This is a genomic window from Streptomyces sp. NPDC057950 (assembly GCF_042887295.1).
GTDB classification, from domain to species: Bacteria; Actinomycetota; Actinomycetes; order Streptomycetales; family Streptomycetaceae; genus Streptomyces; species Streptomyces kaempferi.
Map to the genome: position 1 here is coordinate 55,052 of NZ_JBHVPP010000028.1, position 19,758 is coordinate 74,809.

Annotated in this window: 17 protein-coding genes; 9 read left to right on the forward strand and 8 right to left on the reverse strand. The window is 71.8% G+C overall.

The features are described from left to right. Positions 1 to 193 precede the first annotated feature (193 nt). The gene (locus ACFVTC_RS36395; RefSeq protein WP_390133075.1) at positions 194 to 2,059 is read right to left on the reverse strand and encodes an AAA family ATPase; all 1,866 of its coding nucleotides are present in this window, start codon (positions 2,057 to 2,059) and stop codon (positions 194 to 196) included. A 436-nt stretch (positions 2,060 to 2,495) separates the two neighbouring features. Then, positions 2,496 to 3,116 carry a uridine kinase gene (locus tag ACFVTC_RS36400; protein WP_390133175.1) on the reverse strand — a complete coding sequence of 207 codons (621 nt, stop codon included), beginning with the start codon at positions 3,114 to 3,116 and terminating at the stop codon, positions 2,496 to 2,498. A gap of 417 nt (positions 3,117 to 3,533) precedes the next feature. Between ACFVTC_RS36400 and ACFVTC_RS36405 the strand changes: the two genes are divergently transcribed. Continuing rightward, positions 3,534 to 4,901, forward strand: a complete 1,368-nt coding sequence (locus tag ACFVTC_RS36405; protein WP_390133077.1) for a peptidase C39 family protein — start codon at positions 3,534 to 3,536, stop codon at positions 4,899 to 4,901. A gap of 37 nt (positions 4,902 to 4,938) precedes the next feature. Here the strand turns inward: ACFVTC_RS36405 and ACFVTC_RS36410 are convergent, their stop codons facing one another. Beyond that, positions 4,939 to 6,438, reverse strand: coding sequence for a M1 family metallopeptidase (locus ACFVTC_RS36410; protein WP_390133079.1), 1,500 nt, complete (start codon positions 6,436 to 6,438; stop codon positions 4,939 to 4,941). A 224-nt stretch (positions 6,439 to 6,662) separates the two neighbouring features. Between ACFVTC_RS36410 and ACFVTC_RS36415 the strand changes: the two genes are divergently transcribed. The 4 genes from ACFVTC_RS36415 (at position 6,663) to ACFVTC_RS36430 (ending at position 10,634) form a co-directional block, all read left to right on the forward strand. Continuing rightward, positions 6,663 to 6,809 carry an SCO1431 family membrane protein gene (locus tag ACFVTC_RS36415; RefSeq protein ID WP_168527128.1) on the forward strand — a complete coding sequence of 49 codons (147 nt, stop codon included), beginning with the start codon at positions 6,663 to 6,665 and terminating at the stop codon, positions 6,807 to 6,809. Positions 6,810 to 6,931: 122 nt separating this feature from the next. Further along, entirely contained in the window at positions 6,932 to 7,591 is a 660-nt protein-coding gene (locus ACFVTC_RS36420; protein ID WP_390133081.1) for a TetR/AcrR family transcriptional regulator, read from the forward strand. 773 nt (positions 7,592 to 8,364) lie between these two features. Then, positions 8,365 to 9,492, forward strand: coding sequence for a hypothetical protein (locus tag ACFVTC_RS36425; RefSeq protein WP_390133083.1), 1,128 nt, complete (start codon positions 8,365 to 8,367; stop codon positions 9,490 to 9,492). A 29-nt stretch (positions 9,493 to 9,521) separates the two neighbouring features. Beyond that, on the forward strand, positions 9,522 to 10,634 hold the full coding sequence (locus ACFVTC_RS36430; protein ID WP_390133085.1) for a phosphotransferase family protein: 1,113 nt from the start codon (positions 9,522 to 9,524) through the stop codon (positions 10,632 to 10,634). 12 nt (positions 10,635 to 10,646) lie between these two features. Here the strand turns inward: ACFVTC_RS36430 and ACFVTC_RS36435 are convergent, their stop codons facing one another. Then, a complete protein-coding gene (locus ACFVTC_RS36435) occupies positions 10,647 to 11,084 on the reverse strand; it encodes a hypothetical protein (RefSeq protein WP_390133087.1) in 438 nt (145 codons plus the stop codon). A gap of 268 nt (positions 11,085 to 11,352) precedes the next feature. On the opposite strand from ACFVTC_RS36435, the gene ACFVTC_RS36440 reads away from it, so the two are divergent. The 4 genes from ACFVTC_RS36440 to fxsA all read left to right on the forward strand — a co-directional run bounded on the left by ACFVTC_RS36440 (position 11,353) and on the right by fxsA (position 15,490). Further along, positions 11,353 to 11,793 carry an Lrp/AsnC family transcriptional regulator gene (locus tag ACFVTC_RS36440; RefSeq protein ID WP_168527124.1) on the forward strand — a complete coding sequence of 147 codons (441 nt, stop codon included), beginning with the start codon at positions 11,353 to 11,355 and terminating at the stop codon, positions 11,791 to 11,793. Positions 11,794 to 11,840: 47 nt separating this feature from the next. Next, complete coding sequence (locus tag ACFVTC_RS36445) at positions 11,841 to 13,463, forward strand: amidohydrolase (RefSeq protein ID WP_390133090.1); 1,623 nt, start codon at positions 11,841 to 11,843, stop codon at positions 13,461 to 13,463. 540 nt (positions 13,464 to 14,003) lie between these two features. Next, positions 14,004 to 14,798, forward strand: a complete 795-nt coding sequence (locus ACFVTC_RS36450) for a polyprenol monophosphomannose synthase (RefSeq protein WP_168527123.1) — start codon at positions 14,004 to 14,006, stop codon at positions 14,796 to 14,798. Between the two features lie 107 nt (positions 14,799 to 14,905). Next, positions 14,906 to 15,490, forward strand: coding sequence for an FxsA family membrane protein (fxsA, locus tag ACFVTC_RS36455; protein ID WP_390133092.1), 585 nt, complete (start codon positions 14,906 to 14,908; stop codon positions 15,488 to 15,490). A 599-nt stretch (positions 15,491 to 16,089) separates the two neighbouring features. On the opposite strand, the gene ACFVTC_RS36460 is transcribed toward fxsA, so the two are convergent. From ACFVTC_RS36460 to ACFVTC_RS36475, 4 genes are all read right to left on the reverse strand, one after another. Next, on the reverse strand, positions 16,090 to 16,464 hold the full coding sequence (locus tag ACFVTC_RS36460) for an RNA polymerase-binding protein RbpA (RefSeq protein WP_003977404.1): 375 nt from the start codon (positions 16,462 to 16,464) through the stop codon (positions 16,090 to 16,092). Between the two features lie 255 nt (positions 16,465 to 16,719). Next, positions 16,720 to 18,069 carry an MFS transporter gene (locus tag ACFVTC_RS36465; protein WP_390133094.1) on the reverse strand — a complete coding sequence of 450 codons (1,350 nt, stop codon included), beginning with the start codon at positions 18,067 to 18,069 and terminating at the stop codon, positions 16,720 to 16,722. A gap of 81 nt (positions 18,070 to 18,150) precedes the next feature. Further along, the gene (locus ACFVTC_RS36470; RefSeq protein ID WP_390133096.1) at positions 18,151 to 18,918 is read right to left on the reverse strand and encodes a glycerophosphodiester phosphodiesterase; all 768 of its coding nucleotides are present in this window, start codon (positions 18,916 to 18,918) and stop codon (positions 18,151 to 18,153) included. Continuing rightward, complete coding sequence (locus ACFVTC_RS36475; protein ID WP_168533422.1) at positions 18,915 to 19,529, reverse strand: YitT family protein; 615 nt, start codon at positions 19,527 to 19,529, stop codon at positions 18,915 to 18,917. Before ACFVTC_RS36475 ends, ACFVTC_RS36470 begins: the two co-directional genes overlap by 4 nt. Between the last annotated feature and the right edge of the window lie 229 nt (positions 19,530 to 19,758).

Genomic DNA, 19,758 nt, shown 5'->3' on the forward strand with positions numbered 1-19,758 from the left:
AGCCCGTCCGGCGTTTGAGGACGAGCCCTTCGGGCGACGGCGGAGATCCGCGCAGGCCCGCATCTCCAGCCCGTCCGGCGTTTGAGGACGAGCCCTTCGGGCGAAGGCGGGGGTCCAGGGGGCGCAGCGCCCCTGGCGGGAGTCCGGGGGCGGAGCCCCCAGGGCAGGGCAGGGGCGACGGGGCACCCCCGGGTCACAGGGCCGAGGGGTCCTGGGGCCCGCGCCCCGACAACACCTCCCCGTACGCCTGCATGAGATCCGGCAGCCGAAGCGTGGACAGATCGTCCCGCGACGGCGTGTTCGGATACCCGGACAGCCGCAGATCCCGGTACGCGCAGCTCTTCTCGTACAGCGTCCGCAGAAACCGCCCGTTGCCGAGCTCGTCGATCCACCCCTGATCGACGACGTGCCCGGCGATCGAGCGCAGCTCGTCCAGCGCCTCCTCGTCCCAGATGTCACCGTTCTCCGCGGCCAGCACCTCGCCGATGGAGGTGAGTTCGAGGGGGCGGTAGGACGGGAAGTCGACGCGGGTGGTGAAGCGCGAGGACAGTCCGGGGTTGGCGGCGAGCAGACGGTCCATGCCCTCCGGGTATCCGGCGAGGATGACGACCAGGTGGTCGCGGTTGTCCTCGGCCCGCTTCAGAAGCACCTGCAGGGCCTCGTCGCCGTACGCGTCGCCCTTGCCGTATCCCGAGTTGGACAGCGAGTACGCCTCGTCCACGAAGAGAACCCCGCCGATCGCGGAGTCGATCAGCTCATTGGCCTTGACGGCGGTCTGGCCCAGATACTCGCCCACCAGATCCGCCCGCTGCGCCTCCACGAGGTGGTCGCCGCCGAGCAGACCGAGCGCGTAGAAGACCCGGCCGAGAATGCGGGCCACGGTGGTCTTGCCGGTGCCCGAGGGGCCGGAGAAGACGAAGTGCCGCTTCGGCGGCTGGACCGGCAGCCCCTGCCCGGTCCGCAGCCGCGCCATGTTCAACTGTGCCGACAGCGCCTTGACCTGGCGCTTCACGGGCTCAAGACCGACCATGCGCTCCAGTTCGGCGAGCGCCTCCTCGAGCAGTGCCGGGTCGGTCGGTCCGGCGGGCAGCGGCCTGACCGGCACCACGGCCTTCTCCCGCACCATGTCGGTCTCCGGTGACACCGCGCCGGGCGGCAGCGGGTCCGCCTCGGGGAGCCGGAGGTCACGGCCCTCTCCTCCCCACAACGGATCCAGGCCGTCCGGGCCGTCCATGACGTCCTGCCCGATCCCTGTGAGCGTGATCGCCGCCAGGTCGGCGGCGGCATCGTCGTACCCGTCGCCCTCGGAGATCGCGGCGAGCCGAGCCGAGGTGTCCATGAAGGCGGGGTCGACTCGGTGCACGGCCCGGTACAGCGGCAGCGCGGCGGCCGACCGGCCGGTGCCCTCGTGTGCCCGGGCCAGCCAGTACCGCAGCTCCTTGCGCTGGGGCTGTTCGCTGCGGCAGCGCATCAGCGCCGATGCCAGCAGCGGCTCCGCCTGCCCGAACATCTCCAGACGGACCCGGGCCATGCCGCCGAAGAGACCGGCCTCTATACCCAGCATCGGATCGTCGATCAGCGGGTCCGTGTGCCGGACCAACTGCTCCCAGTCCTTGACGAGATAGGCCCGGCAGGCGTGCAGGAAGCGCACCTGGGGATCCGCGTCCACCGGCGGCAGCCCGGCCAACGCCCGGTCCAGCTCGGGGACATGGCGGCCGTCCAGCCAGTGCGAGGCGTGCGCGAGCAGCAGATCGCGCGGGCTTTCGAGCACCGGTTGCACCCACCAGCCCAGCCAGTACCAGGAGTTCAGCGTGCGCCGGTGCCGGGAGCGCTGTTCGCCGAAGCGGTCCCGGTGCCGGAACATGCGCAGCAGCGCGGTCGTCGTGTCCACGCGCAGCGCGTGCAGTCCGAGCCAGCCGTCCGCCATGCCGGGGTCCATCCGGACCGCGGTGCGGAACTCCTCCTCCGCCTGCGGATAGGCGCCCATCGTGTAGGCGTCCACACCTCGCATCCAGGCGAGGTCGGCCGGGGCCTCCGGGCCCTGCGTGCCGAAGTCCATCACGTCCCCCACAAACCGTGCCCCCGATGGTTCTCCGAGCGGGCCGGTGCCCGTCGGCAGCTTGGTCGAACCGCTGCGCCGCGGACGGGAGTTGCACCGGTGCGCAGAGCAAGCCGTCCGAAGGTCGCACCGAGAGGCATGGTACCTGCGCCGCATGGGCCTGCCGAAGGGTGCCGACAGCACCGTTGCACGAGGTGGGAGCAGACGGGGCGCACTTCACCCGGTGACCCAGGGTGAGCGAATCGCGGCGCGCGGCGCCCGAAAAGAAAGGGTGTGGGCAGAACGAAGCCCCCGATCACGGGGGAACAACCGGGGGCTTCGCGTCTGCGGGGCGACCCCGGGGGGCCGCACATTCAGAACGTAAGTCCTGTACGGCCCCCCGGTCAAGCCGAGTTGAGGCACTGGCGGAACTTCTCCCGCAAGGGTCTTCACGACTTCAGCACATTGCGGATGGTCCGTCACCGTGCGTGAGGAACTGGTCCGGTCCAAGAGTCCCGGCAGGCCCCGAAAACACCTCGTATCCCTCGGAACACTGCCGCACCAGAAGATCCGCGAAGGGCCTTGAGGGATCCTCGGCGAAATGCCGACGTTCCGCCGCGACCCACTCGGCCCAGAACGCGCTCTGCGCGTCTCCGTCCCGCCGGCGCCCGCGCGTCCAGGCCTCGTCGTGAGGCAGTTCCATCCACAGCAGCCGCGCGAGATGCGGGCGCAGCGCGCGGCGTCCGGCGCCGACGCCCTCCAGGAGGACCACGGGCGCGGGCGTCAGTTCACGCACCGGCCCGAAGGCCCTGGCCGTCCAGTCGTACGGGGCGTAGCGCGCCGCCGTGCCCCGGCCCAGCGGCTCGATCACCTGCTCCAGCAGGCGTGCCGTCCAGTCGAAGAGTTCCCCGTGCGTGGCGATGTCGTCGAGGTGCAGTACGGGCGCGCCGCCCAGCGCCGTGGCCAGCCGTCCGGTGAACGTGGTCTTCCCGGAGCCCGCGTGCCCGTCGACGCCGATCAGGCGGACGGGGCCGGCGGAGGGGGGCAGTCGGCGCAGGTGGGAGGCGAGCTCGTGAATGGGGGGTCCCGGGGTCTGGTGAGGTGTGTGCGGGTATATCCGGGATCATTTTAGGTCGGGTCGATTTCTTCCGGATCAGTGGGCGGAAAGCGCGTGGAGAAGGCGCACGGGACCGGTTGCCGGAAATTCGGGGACAGGCGTGGAAGAGGCGGAGAACAGGCGGAAAAAGAAGAGGGGGAGCTTTGGGCGAAGTCCCGAAGGGCGCCCGGGAAAAGCGGTCGGGAATCCGCGCCGAAAGGGCCGATTCCCGGCCGTTCGGTATGACCGGCGTCGGATCGTCCGTCGGTCTCGCAGGTCACGCCAGTGGTACCGACCAATATTGGTGGGCGTGGCACGGGCCGAAGTGCTGGCAGAAGTCGTCTCACCCTGTCCATAGTTGGGAATTGCCGCATCCGGACGAACGGGGGTCACCCACCCATGACCAGAGCTTCAGAGCCGTCCCGCAGAACCATTCTGGCCGCGGCGGTGGCCGCGGCGGCGACCGGTGCCGCGGCCACTCCGGCCGAGGCGACGGAAGCACGCTCCCGGGAGGCACGCCGAGGGCACGCGCCCGCGCGCGCCGTGGACAACCGCGCCTGGACCTCGTACGCGGACTGGCGCTCCGGTACCGCGAAGGGCGCGCGGGCCGTATCGGGCACCCGGCCGGGTCTCGTGATCGCCTCCCCGGCCGGCACCGTCGCCTACACGGACCCGCACACCGGCAGGACGGCCACCTGGGAGTACGCGACCTGGACCTCACCGGTCCACCGGCTGGCCGTCCCCGCCACCGAGGCCATCGCCTCCTGGAACGCGCGCACCCCCGCGGGCACCTGGCTCCAGGTCGAGCTCACCGGTACCTACTCCGACGGCACCGCCACGCCCTGGTACGTGATGGGACGCTGGGCGTCCGGCGACCAGGACATCAGGCGGACCTCCGTCGACGGCCAGAAGGACGGCAGAAGCAGCGTCTGGACGGACACCTTCGCCATCGACGACGCGGCCTCGGGCCTGCGGCTCGTCTCGTACCGGCTGCGGCTGACGCTGTACCGCGCCCCGGGTTCCGGGGCCACGCCCACCGTGTGGCGGCTCGGCGCGATGGGCTCCGACATCCCCGACCGTTTCACGGTCCCGGCCTCCGCTCCCGGGCTCGCCCATGAGCTGACGGTGCCGCGCTACTCGCAGGAGATCCACGCCGGCCAGTACCCCGAGTACGACAACGGCGGCGAGGCATGGTGCAGCCCCACCTCCTCACAGATGATCATCGAGTACTGGGGGCGCAGGCCGACAGCGGAACAACTGGCCTGGATCGAACCGGGTCTGGCCGACCCGCAGGTGTGCCACGCGGCCCGCTGCACCTACGACTACCAGTACGACGGCTGCGGCAACTGGCCCTTCAACGCCGCCTACGCGGCGACGTACAAGGACCTCCAGGGTGTGGTCACGCGACTTGGCTCGCTCACGGACCTGGAGACCCTGATCGCGGCCGGTATCCCGGCCATGACGTCCCAGTCCTTCCTCAAGTCGGAGCTGACCGGGGCGGGTTACGGCACCTCCGGCCATCTCATGACCGTCGTCGGCTTCACCGCGGGCGGCGACGTGATCGCCAACGACCCGGCCTCGCCCGACGACGCCTCGGTGCGCCGCGTCTACCGGCGGTCCGAGTGGGAGACGATCTGGCTGCGCACCAAGCGGTACAACGCCTCCGGGAAGGTCGTCTCCGGTACCGGGGGCGTCTGCTACCTGTACTTCCCCGCGCAGCCGACGGAGCGCCAGCGCCGGGCGCTCGCGGCGGTCGGCGTCCGGTGAGGAGGGGGCGGCCCCGAAGCGGGCCGCCCCCCCCGGTTCAGCCCTGCACCGGGTCGACCCGCCAGTCCGGGTGGTTCGGCATCGGCGGGGTCCTCGAACCGTGGAGCCACGGGTGCAGGAACCCGTCCAGGTCCTGGCCCGCGACCTTGGAGGCCAGGTCGATGTAGTCCTGGGTGCCGGCGACCCTTCCGCGGTACCGGGTGGCCCAGGCCCGCTCGATCTCGCCGAAGACCGTCCGGCCGACCTTCTCCCGCAGGGCGTACAGGACGAGGGCCGAGCCGTCGTACCGCATCCGCTTGAAGAGGTTCGGTTCGGTCGGCTCGGCCGGGGCGCCGTAGTCGTGCCGCCACTGGTCGTGGGCGGCGTACGCCGTCCTCATCGTGGCCTCGAAGCTGTCACCGCCGTGTTCCTCCGAGTACAGCCGTTCGTAGAAGCGGGCGTGTCCCTCGCTCAGCCACAGGTCGGACCAGGTCCTGATGCCGACGCTGTCGCCGGTCCACTGGTGGGTGAGCTCGTGCACCAGGTCGCGTTCGGCGCTCACCCGGTCGCCGAGCAGGTCGGCCTTCGGGATCAGGGAGAGCGTCTGGGTCTCCAGGGCCACCCCCAGGTCGGTGTCGCCGACGAGCAGCCCGTACCGGTCGAAGGGGTACGGGCCGAGCCGCTCCTCCAGCCACGCGATGTGGTCCGCGGTGAGTTTGCGGTACTGCTCGGTGGCCGCGACCAGGCCGTCCGGGACCACGTCGCGCAGGGGCAGCCCGTGCGGGCCGGTGCTGTCGACGAAGGTGAACCTGCCGATCGCGAGCTGCGCGAGCTGGGTCGCGATCGGCTGTCCGGAGTCGTACGTCCACCGCACGCGCCCGTCCGCCTGTTCGGTGCGGCCGGTGAGCTTCCCGTTGGCCACGGCGGTCAGACCGGGCGGCGTGGTGATGTGGAAGGTGATCGGGGCGCGCCGGCTCGGGTGGTCGTCCGAAGGGAAGATCATCTTGGCGCCGTCGGGCTGCGGATAGAGCACGGTGCCGTCGGGCGTGGGAATCCAGCCGTAGTCCTCGATGGCGTCGTCCCGGTGGCGCAGCTGGGTCGGATCGGCGGTGTAGGTGACCTCGACCGTGAACGGCTTGCCCTGCGCGAGCGGCTTCGCCGGGGTGATCACCAGCTCGTCACCGTCGCGCACGGCCCTGGCCGTCGTCCCGTTCACGGTCACCGAGTGCAGGGTGTTGCCGGCGAAGTCCAGGTCGAAGCGGGACAGGGCCTGGGTGGCCGTCGCCTTGACCGTCGTGGCCGCCTCGAAGGGTGTGCCGGGTGCCCGCCAGTCGAAGTCGAGGAGATAGCGGCCGACCCGGTAGCCGCCGTTGCCGTCGAGCGGGAAGACCGGGTCGCCGAGGCCCGCGGCACCCGGGGAGGGCGCGGCGGAGGGGGAGGGGACGGCGGACGAGGAGGTCGCGGCCTGTGAGACCGGACCCGTCAGGGCTGCTGCCACCGTGATCGCCGCCGCCAGAGCGAGGCGGGCTCGGTGGCGAGGCGTCCGGAACGTGCTCATCGAGGACCTTTCGGTTGGCTGACCACTGTCCTGTGAGGAGACCCACACCTGTGGCACACCGTTGCGGGGATCGGGGCGATTCGACGGTGGTCGAAGTGTCCGGAGCGGCGGGGGGTGACCAAGGTCTCTACCGCTGGAACCCGTTCCGGTGGCAAGGTGGTCGGGTCGGTGGGGAGCCGGTGAGGGGCGGGGACCCGACCGCACCCCTACGTCTGCGAGAAGCCATGACCGCGACCTCCGCCACCGACCCCCGTGTCCGCGCCCGCACCGGCGGCCCCAAGGACGACGGTCCCAAGATCCTCGAACACGTCGTGGGCTGGATCTTTGTCGTGGTCCTGGCGATGCTCGTCACGCAGCTCGGCCTGCTGTGAGCTGATCGCTCCGGCGCCCCGCCGACAGCGGGTCCGGCCAGTCGATCCGAGTCGAACGAGCAGGTGGCATCGTTCTGTCATACTGCCAACGTCCCGCTGGCAGTCGGAGACTAGGGCCGGAATTGAATCATAGTCAACAGCGTGCTGTCGACCGCCCCCGGGCGCGCGGCACCGATCGTTCGCTGGCGCGCCGCACCGAACTGATCGCCATCGGGCGGAAGTTGTTCGCGGACACGTCCTACGACGCACTGTCGATGGACGACATCGCGCGGCAGGCGCACGTCGCCAAAGGGCTGATCTACTACTACTTCAAGTCCAAGCGCGGCTATTACCTCGCGATCGTCGAGGACTCCGTGGCGGACCTGGTCTCCCGGGCGGCGGGCGGCCTCGAACTGCCCCCCGCCGAGCGGGTGCACCGCACCATCGACGGCTATCTCCGCTACGCCGAGCACAACCAGGCCTCGTACCGCACGATCATCACGGGCGGGGTCGGCTTCGACACCGAGGTGCAGGCCATCCGCGAGGGCGTGCGCGAGGTCATCGTCGAGACCATCGCCGAAGGGGCCTACGGCAGGCGCAAGATCGCGCCGCTGCCCCGGATGGCGCTGCTCGCCTGGCTCTACAGCGTCGAGGGCGCGACCCTCGACTGGATCGGCCACCCGACCCTGCCCCGCGACACCATGCGCGAGCTGCTGGTGAAGACGCTGGGCGGCGCGATGCGGGCGGTCGAGGAGATCGACCCCTCCTACCGGGCCCCGCAGTCCGCCCGCCGGGACTCCTGAACAGGGGGCGGGGGCCGGGGGCTCCCGCCCCGGGTCTCCTTGCCCCGACGGCCGGTTGAGCGACCCGCTCGGCTCACCGTTGCGGGTGTAGCCGTCGCGCTCCCGCGCGAGCGTGCCGCCCGGACCCCGCCGGTTCCTGTACGTCAGCCGCGCGGACGGCGCCGTGCTGATCACCGAGGAGGCTGTCCAGGTGACCGGCGGCTCCGGCCGCACGCTGTCGGTGAGAGGGCAGGAGGCCGCAGATCGTCGAGGGCGCCCATCGGGTCCGGCGGACGGTCATCGCCCGTCATCCCGGGGGTCTTGGCCCGCGCCGAACTGGTACGGGCCGGCCGGAGGCGTCGCCAGCCGGACCCACTCCGGGTCGTGCAGTCCCGGCAGCGTGCGGCCGCGATCGGCCCATGTGCGCAGCAGGGCGCGGTAGATGGGGGGATCCGGGACCGGTGGGGGCGGGGGGACCTGCCGAACCGATTCTGCCGACACGGGGGCGAAGATCTGGCGCCCACGCCCGGTCGCCGTATGGCTGAGGGTCATGCCGGGGCAACGTGCGGGTGGCCGGACAGGTCACCGGCCCACGCAATCGGGCGTGAGTTCGCGACCGGCTCGTACGGGGTGCCGCGGCGGGCCGGCGCGGGGGGCGCCGCCTGCCGGTGTGGGTGTGCGGGTCGGGGTACGGCGTCTGGCCCCCGCGCCATATCTGACGTACCGTCAATTTCTCCGCTCTGGGACCGCACCCCCAGCGGAGGTCGACTGCCGTGCCCCCAGGGAGGCCTGACATGTCCGACGACCGCCCCGTCGCCCTCGACGAGTACCCCGTGCACCAGGTGCCCCTGTCCATGAAGCACGTCGCGACCGGCGACCGGAACGCCTACGACCGCTGCATCTTCCACGTCTTCGACCACCAGGGAAGGGCGTTGCTCATCCTGGGACTCGGTGTCTATCCGAACCTCGGGGTGATCGACGCGTACGCCACCCTGCGGCGGGGTGACCTCCTGCACGCGGTGCGGGCGTCGGACGCGCTCGGGGACGACCGGACGGAACTGGCCGTCGGTCCGCTCCGGATCCGCGTGGAACGCCCTCTGAAGGAGTTCGTACTGAGCTGTGCGGCCGATCCCGCCGACCCGGACGGGCTGTCGTACGAGATCACCTGGACGGCGGACTTCCCCGCGCTCTGGGAGCCGCACCACCTCCAGCGGCGCGGCGGCCGCCTCACCCTGGAGGGGAGGCGCTTCGTGCAGGCGGGCCACTGCGAGGGCTGGATCCGCCGCGGCGGCGAGGAGATCCTCCTGTCCCCGGGCCGGTGGACCGGCACCCGCGACCGCAGCTGGGGCGTGCGCCCGGTCCCGGGGGAGGAGGGCGGCAGGTTCGCGGAGGAGAATCCGGCGGAGGGCTTCCACTGGGTGTGGTGCCCGGTCCGGTTCGAGGACCGCTTCCTGATGGTCGTCGTCCAGGAGGACGCCGACGGCCATCGGTCGCTGAACGACGCGACGCTCGTACGCGACGGCGCGCGCGACCTCCAACTCGGCCATCCACAGACCGACATCACCTACCGGTCCGGCACCCGCCTGCCCACCTCCGCCGTCATCCACCTCACCGGCCCACGGGACCGGGAACCGCTGCGGCTGGACGTCGAGGTCCTCACCTCCTCGCCGCTCGCCGTGGGGGCGGGCTATCCGCCCGCCGACGACTGGCAGCACGGCACCTGGCGCGGGCGCGGCTGGACCGACCGCCGCACCTACGACCTCTCCGACCCGGCCGCGCACCCGCGCGCCGCGTACGGGGTCGTCGACCACGCCGCCCGCTGCACGCTGGACGGGCAGGTCGGACACGGGATCTTCGAACACGGCTCGTTCGGCCGGCACGACCCGAGCGGCTTCACCGGATTCGGCTCGGTCGCGCCCTGACACCCGGACGCGCCCCGAAGGGAGTGGACATGGCCACGGCACCCCGCCCGCGCACGACCACCCGCGACCGGGACGACCTCGCCCGGCGACTGACCGCCTGGCTCGGCACACGCCTCCCCGGCGCCAAGGCGGTGCGCGTCACCGCCCCCGCGTCCAACGGCATGTCCAGCGAGACCCTGCTGTTCGACATCGATCACCCCGAACCACCCATGGTCGCCTGTGCGTTGAGACTCGCGGCGGACCCCGCGGCGTACACCGTCTTCCCGGTGTACGACCTGCCCCGCCAGTACCGCACGATGCGGCTGGTCGCCGAGCACACCGACCTCCCCGTGCCCCGGGTGCTGTGGCTGGAGGAGGACCCCGGACCGCTCGGAGCGCCCTTCTTCGTCATGGAACGGGTCGAGGGGCGCGTACCGCCCGACGTCATGCCCTATACGTACGAAGGGAACTGGCTGCACGCGGCGAGCGACCGGGAGCGGGCGCGGCTGGAAGCAGCCTCGGTCGCGCTGCTCGCCCGGCTCCACGACCAAGTGCCCATCGCCGCGGCGGAGTTCCTGGCACTCCCGGGCGACGGCAGCCCCCTGCGCCGGCACGTCGTGGCCCAACGCGCCTACTACACCTGGGTCGTCGACGGACGCGCGCGCTCACCCCTCATCGAGAGCGCCTTCGACCGGCTCGACGAGCTGTGGCCGCGCGACGAGGGCGAGACGGTGCTCAACTGGGGCGACGCGCGCATCGGGAACGTCGTCTACGACGGCTTCGAACCCGCCGCCGTCCTCGACTGGGAGATGGCGGCGCCCGCCCCCCGCGAGGTCGACCTCGGCTGGACCGTCTATCTGCACCGCTTCTTCCAGGACCTCACCGTGAGCTTCGGCCAGCGCGGACTGCCCGGGTTCCTGCGCCGCGACCGGGTGGAGCGACGCTATGCCGAACTCACCGGCCACCCACCGCGCGACATGGACTTCTACACGCTGTACGCGGCCCTGCGGCACGCCGTCGTCATGCTGCGCATCGCCTACCGTCAGGTGCACTTCGGCGAGATCTCCGTCCCCCCGGACGCGGACACCCTGATCCTGCACCACGAGAGCCTGCGGGCCATGGTGCAGGGCGGCTACTGGGAGGGCCCGGAGGCCGGCCGCTGAAGGCTCGCGGGCTCAGGCGGCCTGACGCCGCATCTCGGGGACCCGCATCGGGCGCGAGCCCGGTCCACCGACGTGCGAGAACGGCTGCGTCCGCCAGTCGAGGCCCTGAGGGAGCGTCAACAGCAGCGCGGTGTCCTGCTCCTGAAGCTCCATGGACTCGTCGGCGGACCGGGCGTCCGCCGCGGCGCGGCCCGTACCGGCGCAGACCGTGAGCCCGAACGGGTTCCACGGCGAGGCACACAGCGCGTGCTCCGGCAGGACCTCCTCGTCCGCGAGGAGCGCGATGGGCTGCGCGCAGTCCGGGCAGATCACCCGGACCATCTCGAAGGTGTCGTAGGCGTCGAATTCCTCGCCGTCGACGACGTCCGCGTCGACGCCCTCCGGCTCCGGTTCGACGATGGCCTGCTGCCGCTTGAACGCGGTACGACCTGGGCGCTTGAGACTCTGCATGGATTTCTCCCCCTCGGGTGGGCCGACAAGGCGCTGCGACCTCGACCACAGCAAGCATTTCCCGTCCCGTCTCCGTGGTAATCACGAGAACATCACGGACCCGGTCGTGGCACTGTGTCCTTCGTCACAGACCGCCCGCAGACGCCCCGCACGGTGGATTTGTCCCCCCGAGCGGCCCGCCGCCCGCTCTCCCGCACATCACAAACCGGGTATGACCTGCACTCCTGAGGTATCCGGCGGGATCAAGCGCACTGTAGGTTCTTGCGCCATGGAGGAGCTGGACCGACAGATCGTGCAGCTGCTCGTCGCAGACGGGCGGATGAGTTACACCGACCTGGGCAAGGCCACGGGCCTTTCCACGTCCGCCGTGCACCAGCGGGTGCGCCGGCTCGAGCAGCGCGGCGTGATCCGCGGCTACGCGGCGGTAGTGGACCCGGAGGCCGTCGGGCTGCCCCTGACCGCCTTCATCTCGGTGAAACCGTTCGACCCGAGCGCCCCGGACGACATCGCGGAACGCCTCGCGGACGTACCGGAGCTGGAGGCCTGCCACAGCGTCGCGGGCGACGAGAACTACATCCTCAAGGTGCGGGTCTCGACCCCGCACGAGCTGGAGGAGCTGCTCGCCCGGCTGCGCACCCTCGCGGGTGTGTCGACCCGTACGACGGTGGTCCTGTCGACGCCGTACGAGGCGCGGCCGCCGCGCATCTGACCCACCCGGGCGACGAACGGCACCCGGCAGGCGCGAGACTGTCCCCCATGAGTGAGAGCACCGCCCCGTCCGACACCGTGCTGCTGCGCGGTGGAGAAGTCCACAGCCCCGCCGACCCCTTCGCCACCGCGATGGTCGTCGAACGCGGTCAGATCGCCTGGGTCGGCTCGGAGGGCGCCGCCGACGCCTTCGCCGACGGGGTCGCCGAGGTCGTGGACCTGGAAGGCGCGCTGGTCACCCCGGCCTTCACCGACGCCCATGTGCACACCACCGCCACGGGCCTCGCGCTCACCGGGCTGGACCTCAGCGACGCGCCCTCCCTGGACGCGGCCCTCGCCCTCGTACGCGACTTCGCCGCCGCCCGCCCCGCCGACCGGGTCCTCCTCGGCCACGGCTGGGACGCGGCCCGCTGGCCCGGCGGCCGTCCCCCGACGCGTGCCGAGCTCGACGAGGCCGCCGGCGGCCGTCCGCTCTACCTCTCCCGCATCGACGTGCACTCCGCCGTGGCCACCACCGCGCTCCTGGACCTGGTCCCCGGCGTCACCGGGCGCACCGGATACCAGGACGGCCCGCTGACCCGGGACGCCCACCACGCCGTCCGCGCAGCAGCCCTCGGCGCCGTCACCGCACGGCAGCGCACCGAGGCCCAGCGCGCGGCCCTCGCCCACGCCGCCTCCCTCGGCATCGGCTCCGTGCACGAGTGTGCGGGCCCGGACATCTCCTCCGAGGACGATCTCACCGGACTGCTGCGGCTCGCCGCCGAAGAGCGCGGCCCCCGGGTCGTCGGCTACTGGGCCGAGCAGGGTGAGGAGGGCGTGGCGAAGGCCCGCGAACTGGGCGCGGTCGGCGCCGCCGGCGACCTCTTCGTCGACGGCTCCCTCGGCTCGTACACCGCCTGCCTGCACCAGCCCTACGCCGACGCCGGGCACAGCGGCACCGCGTACCTCGACGACGCAGCCGTGGCCGCCCATGTGATCGCCTGCACCGAGGCGGGCCTCCAAGCGGGCTTCCACGCGATCGGGGACGCCGCCGTGACCTCGGTGGTCGAGGGCGTGCGCGCGGCCGCCGAGAAGGTCGGCCTGGCTCGCGTCCGGGCCGCCCGGCACCGCGTCGAGCATGCCGAGATGCTGACGCCGGAGACGATCGCCTCCTTCGCCGAGTTCGGTCTCACCGCGTCCGTGCAGCCCGCCTTCGACGCGCTGTGGGGCGGGGAGGAGGGCATGTACGCCCAGCGCCTCGGCGCGGAGCGGGCCCGCACCCTCAACCCGCTGGCGGCGCTGCTGCGCACCGGCGTCCCGCTCGCCTTCGGCTCCGACAGTCCGGTCACTCCCCTCGACCCGTGGGGCACCGTCCGGGCCGCGGCCTTCCATCGCACCCCGGAGCACCGGGTGTCGGTGCGCGCCGCCTTCACGGCGCACACGCGGGGCGGATGGCGCGCGATCGGACGCGACGACGCGGGTGTCCTGGTGCCGGGCGCGCCCGCGGACTACGCCGTGTGGGGCACCGGGGAACTGGTGGTGCAGGCCCCCGACGACCGGGTCGCCCGCTGGTCCACCGACCCCCGTTCCGGCACCCCCGGACTGCCGGACCTGAGCCCCGGCGGTGACCTTCCCGTCTGTCTGCGCACCGTCGTGGGCGGGCGGACGGTCTACGTACGGCCGGGCGAGTGATCTCCTGAGGCGGCGGGGTGGTGATCGCCCTCCGCCGTCCCGTCGCGCGACCTGCGCATCCTCCTTGCTGACCTGGTCAAAGGGGGAAAGCCCGCAGTTCAGGCGAGTGTTGACAGCCTGCCGCAGCGGGCCGGTAGGTTCGGCCGGGTCCACCACCGGACGTCCGACCGGAGAACTTCCGGACAGTCGCCGGAGCGCCGCTGGGTCAGGGGCGGTGTGCCGCACCGGCGCACCACCGCTGGGAGCCAGGCTCAGCGGCGGCGCCACGGCGAGGGAACGTTCACGCCTGTCGGCAGGGTGTGACCCGGGTGGGGCCCGGACGTCCAGTAGACAACGGCTTTCGGTCGACCCGCAGCCAGCGGGTGCCTGGTCGGCCCGAAGGGCGCCGGGCCCCCATCCGCAGGCGCGGTGCTCCGGCGCGGGAAGGGTCCTCTTACCCGGCTCTTGTCGAATCGACACCGCTGTCCTGACGCACCGGCGCGTCAGTGCAGGCTGTGGCCACTATGGTGGACCCCTGCGTACGGACTTGAAGGGGCAGTAGTGAACGACGGCGACGGGACCCCCGCGACAGGAGCCCAGGCGAGGCGGTTCGGCCCGCTCGGCACGGCCTTGGTGATCATTCCGACCTACAACGAGGCGGAGAACATCAAGAAGATCGTCGGCCGGGTGCGCGCCTCGGTGCCCGATGCGCACGTCCTGGTGGCGGACGACAACAGCCCCGACGGCACGGGCAAGTTCGCCGACGAGCTGGCCGCCGACGACGACCACGTCCAGGTATTGCACCGCAAGGGCAAGGAAGGCCTGGGCGCCGCCTATCTCGCCGGCTTCCGCTGGGGCCTGGAGCACGGCTACGGCGTCCTCGTGGAGATGGACGCGGACGGTTCGCACCAGCCGGAGGAGCTGCCCCGGCTGCTCACCGCGCTGAAGGGCGCCGACCTCGTTCTCGGCTCGCGCTGGGTGCCGGGCGGGCGGGTGGTGAACTGGCCCAAGTCCCGCGAGTTCATCTCGCGCGGCGGCAGCATGTACTCCCGGCTCCTGCTCGACGTGCCCATCCGGGACGTCACCGGCGGCTACCGGGCCTTCCGGCGGGAGACCCTGGAGGGCCTCGGACTCGGAGAGGTCGCGTCCCAGGGGTACTGCTTCCAGGTGGACCTGGCCCGGCGTGCCGTCAAGGCGGGGTACCACGTCGTGGAGGTGCCCATCACCTTCGTCGAGCGTGAACTCGGTGACTCCAAGATGAGCCGCGACATCCTCGTGGAGGCCCTGTGGCGGGTCACCACGTGGGGTGTGGGGGAGCGGGTCGGCCGGATCACCGGGCGTAAGCCGTCCGCGTAGGGCCTTCAGGGTGGTTCCCGGGGTTCCGTGGACCCTTGTTCCGCCCCGCGGTCGGGGCTGATCATCCGCTTATCCCGTACTGAGCCGTGCCCAGGCACACTGGGTGCATGACGACTGGCGTACCGACTCCCCCGCACCCCGCCCGGCCGCGGCGATCCCGGCTGCGTACGTTCCTGCCGCTCGGCATCGCCGTCTGGCTGGTGCTGGAGATCTGGCTGTTGACCGTGGTCGCGGGGGCGGCGAGCGGTTTCACGGTCCTCCTGCTGCTGGTCGCCGGCTTCGTGCTCGGTTCCGTGATCGTCAAACGGGCCGGCCGCCGTGCCTTCCGCAATCTCAGTGAGACGCTCCAACAGCAGCAGGGCGGCGCGGCCCCCACGAGCGGGGGCGGCGACGGCAACGGGCTGATGATGCTCGGCGGCCTGCTCCTGATGCTGCCGGGCCTCGTCTCGGACGTCGTGGGCCTTCTTCTGCTGATCCCGCCCGTCCAGAAGGCGCTGGGCCGGTACGCCGAGCGCGCCATCGACCGAAAGATCCGCGAGGCCGTCCCCGGCAGCGTCGGAGACGCGTTCCAGCAGGCCCGCATCCATCGCCCGGACGGCAAGGTGGTCCAGGGCGAGGTCATCAGGGACGACACCCCCCGGGAACCTGGCACCGCCTCCCGCCCGGGACCACATCCTCCGCTGACGGGCTGACGGGCTGACGGGCTGACGGGCTGACGGGCTGACGGGCTGACGGGCTGACGGGCTGACGGGCTGACGGGCGCAGGGGCTGGGCGGGCTGACGGGCTGGGCGGGGCAGGCCGCCGCGCGGCGGGTGCGGGTCGACCTGCTCCCGCCTGCCCTTCCGGCGCTCGAGAGTGAACTCTTCCGGGTGACAGTGGCCTGCGGCCGTTCGGCACTGCGCGCCCCGGTCGGTCTCCGGCCAGGGACCCCGCTCCACTCGTCGCGGGACACCGCGCCGAGCCGCCGCCGGGGACGCTCCGCTGGACCGGGCACCCCGGAGAGGCGTCACGCCGGGCTGTCACCAGGGACCGCCCGCGCCGCCTGGCGCCGGGCGACATACGGCGGGGCTCCCGTCGGGGGCGCCTCACTGCGCCGAGCACCCTGAGCACCGGGCCGGGCTCCCGCCGGAGGCCATCCGCTCCGCGGGGCACCCCGCGGTGGATAGCCGGGCCCATCGCCGCCCCACGCCACCCGCGGAGCGCAACGCACGAGACCGCGGGCCCCGTACGGAGAACGTACGGCGCTCGCGGTCTCGGCGTGCGGTGTATGCCACCCAGCCCCCGGAGGGGCTACGCGGACTTGCGGCTGTCCCGCGGATGCACCGCGATGTTCATCGCGCCGGAGCGCAGAACGGCCAGGCGCTCCTCGAGGACCTCTTCGAGTTCCTCTCGGGTGCGCCGCTCCATCAGCATGTCCCAATGCGTACGCGCGGGCTTGGCCTTCTTTTCCTCAGGGCCGTCGCCGTCCACCAGGAGTGCCTGGGCCCCGCAGACCTTGCACTCCCACTCCGGCGGAATCTCCGCCTCGACCGAGAAGGGCATCTCAAACCGGTGCCCCTTCTCGCATGCGTACTCCACGGCCTGGCGCGGGGCCAGGTCGATGCCGCGGTCCGTCTCGTAGCTGGTCACCACGAGGCGCGTGCCGCGAAGAGCTCGCTCACTCATGAATCGTGCCTCCCGGGCTTGTCGCCCACAGGACAGGTGTCGCTGTCGTCGTCATCCGGTCAACGTCCGGTCGGCGGTAAAGATTCCCGTTGCGGGTCATGCGTCGCCGTCGTAGCCGCCCCTTGTTGTACCCACCGGCACCCGGTTTGTCACATCTGGCAGCAGATGTCACCCAACGCTTCAGTATCTTTGACGCGCAGTAACGGTACGCCTGGCAGGCCAAACGCGTACACTACCGTCCTTTGGTCTCCGGTGCTAAATCCTGTCCGGTACGGGATTTCCCGCGTCGCGGATCGCCTGCCCCACCGGAACCCTCGCGAGCAGGGCGAATCCGATGACGAAGAAGACCACGAGCGAGATGATCGCGTCCCGATAACTTCCCGTCAGCTGGTAGGTCAAACCGAACAGAAGCGGGCCCAACCAGCTCATCCCCCGGTCGCTCATCTCGTACGCGGAGAAGTACTCGGCCTCCTTACCGCTCGGTACGAGGTGCGAGAACAGGGAGCGCGAGAGGGCCTGGCTGCCGCCCAGGACGAGGCCGATGCCGGCGGCGAGGACGAAGAACCACACCGGCGCGCCGGCGGGCAGGAAGTACCCGGCCGCGAGTGTCACCGTCCAGGCGACGAGTGAACCGAGGATGGTCCGTTTGGCCCCGTACACGCGTGCCAGCCGCCCCATGCCCAGTGCGCCTCCGACCGCGAGCACCTGCACCAGCAGCACGGCGACGATCAGCGTCGACTGGCTCAGGCCCAGCTCCTCGGACCCGTACACCGACGCCTGCGAGATCACCGTCTGGATGCCGTCGTTGTAGACCAGGTAGGCGAACAGGAAGGAGAGGGTGAGCGGTTTGCCGCGCATGTCGCGCACGGTGGCCGCCAGCTGCCGCCAGCCGTGCGCCGGCGCCCTTGCGCCGGGGGCCGCGCGGCGGTCGCGCAGCCGCTTGAGCGGTACGAGCGTGAAGGCGCCCCACCAGACGCCGGCCGAGGCCAGGCAGATGCGGACGGCCGTCGACTCGGAGACGCCGAAGGAGTCGTGGGCCGTGAACAGCACGAGGTTGGCGATCAGGACCAGCGAGCCCGCCGCGTAGCCGAAGGCCCAGCCGCGGGACGAGACCGCGTCGCGCTCCTCGGGTGGCGCGATCTGCGGCAGGTAGGAGTTGTAGAGAACCATCGACACGGCCACCGAGGCGTTGGCGACGACCAGCAGCAGACCGCCGAGCAGGTAGCGGTCCCCGTCCAGGAAGAACATGCCCGTCGTGGCCGCGGCGCCGAGGTACGCGGACGCGGCGAGCAGCGGCTTCTTGCGTCCGGTGCGGTCGGCCGCCGCGCCGGCCATCGGCATCACGAAGATCGACAGGATGACGGAGGCGGAGACCGCGTAGGCGAAGAAGGAGCCCGCCCGGATCGGGATCCCCAGCGGGTGCACGAATCCGTCCGCGTCCGCCGCGTGCTTGGCGACGGCCGTGAGATAGGGACCCAGGAACACGGTGAGCACGCTCGTCGAGTAGACGGAGCAGGCCCAGTCGTAGAAGTACCAGCCGTGTTGCTCACGGCGTCGCTCGGCGACCTCGTCGGTCGCCCGTGCCCGCACGGTGTCGGTGCCCACCCGTGCCCCTCGCTTCCGGCTGAACTGACCCTGAACCAAACCCGAACGGACCGAACTGACCGAACGGACCGCGCGAGAGGGCTAGACCCAGGTGCCCCGGTCCTCCAGGACCTCGCGCAGCGTGTCGATGTGATCGGTCATGATGCCATCGACACCGAGGTCCAGGAGCCGGTGCATGCGATCCGGGTCGTTCACCGTCCACACGTGGACCTGCAGGCCGCGCGCGTGGGCGGCGCGCACGAAGCGCCGGTCGACCACCGGCACGCCCGACTGGGACTCGGGCACCTGGGCGGCGATCGCCGAGTCGCGCAGCGCGGCCGGTATGCCGTACGACCGCAGCCGCAGCCCCAGGACGCCCTTGGTGCCGTACGAGGTGGCCAGACGCGGACCCGCCAGGCGCTGGGCGCGGAAGACGCGCGCCTCGGAGAAGGAGCCGACGCAGACGCGGTCCCAGGCGTCGGTGCGGCCGATGAGGTTGAGCAGGGGATGGAGGGCCGGCTCCGCCTTCACGTCCACGTTCCAGCGCACCTCGGGAAAGATCTCGAGGAGTTCCTCGAAGAGGGGGACCGGCTCCTTGCCCGCCACTCGCGCGTGGCTCACGTCCTCCCACGGGAGGTCCGCGATGCGGCCCGCGCCGTCCGTCACCCGGTCGAGTGTCGAGTCGTGGAAGGCGACGAGCCTGCCGTCCGCCGTCGCGTGCACATCCGTCTCGATGTAGCGGTAGCCCGTCGCCACCGCCCGCCGGAACTGGGCGACGGTGTTCTCCAGGCCGTCCGCCGCCCCGCCGCGGTGGGCGAAGGCGATCGGGCCGGGGTGGTCCAGGTACGGATGACGTATGCGCGTGCTCACCCTGGAAGTATCGCGCCCTCCGGTTGACCGGTGGCAACGACCGTGCTGCCGGTCGGTGCCCGGCGGACGGCGAACGCCCGAAGGAAGAGCTGGGCGAGGGGGCCGATCGCGACGGCGTACAGCACGGTGCCGATGCCGACGGTGCCGCCGAGCGCGAATCCGGCCGCGACCACGGCGACTTCGAGGACCGTGCGCACCAGGCGGATCGAGCGGTCCGTACGCCGGTGCAGACCCGTCATCAGACCGTCGCGCGGACCCGGACCGAAACGGGCGGAGATGTAGAGGCCCGTCGCGAGTCCGTTCAGCACGATGCCGGCCAGCATCAGGGGGACGCGCACGGCCAGCGAGTGCGTGTCCGGTACCAGGGCGAGCGTGCCGTCCATCGCGATGCCCACCACGAACACGTTCGAGATCGTGCCGAGGCCCGGCCGCTGGCGCAGCGGGATCCACAGGAGCAGCACCGCCGCGCCCACGAAGATCGACACCACGCCGATCGTCAGACCGGTCAGCTCGGCCAGCCCCTGGTGCAGCACGTTCCAGGGCTCCAGGCCGAGTCCCGCCTCCACGAGCAGGGCCGAACTCGCGCCGTACAGCGCGAGGCCCGCGTACAGCTGGGCGAGACGTCGCGGGAGGTGCCGTCCGGCTGCGGGGCGGGCGGGCTCGGTGTGCGCGGGCCGGGCGTGCGGGGATTCGGCGGGGATCGAGCCGTGCGGCGGGGGGACGGGTGGTGCCGGGGCGGGTGGTGCGGAGCCGGTGGCCGAGGGGCCGGCGGCGGGAGCGGGATCGGCCGGCGCGGGATCGGCCGGCGCGGAGTCGGCGGATGTGGACATGACGTGCCCC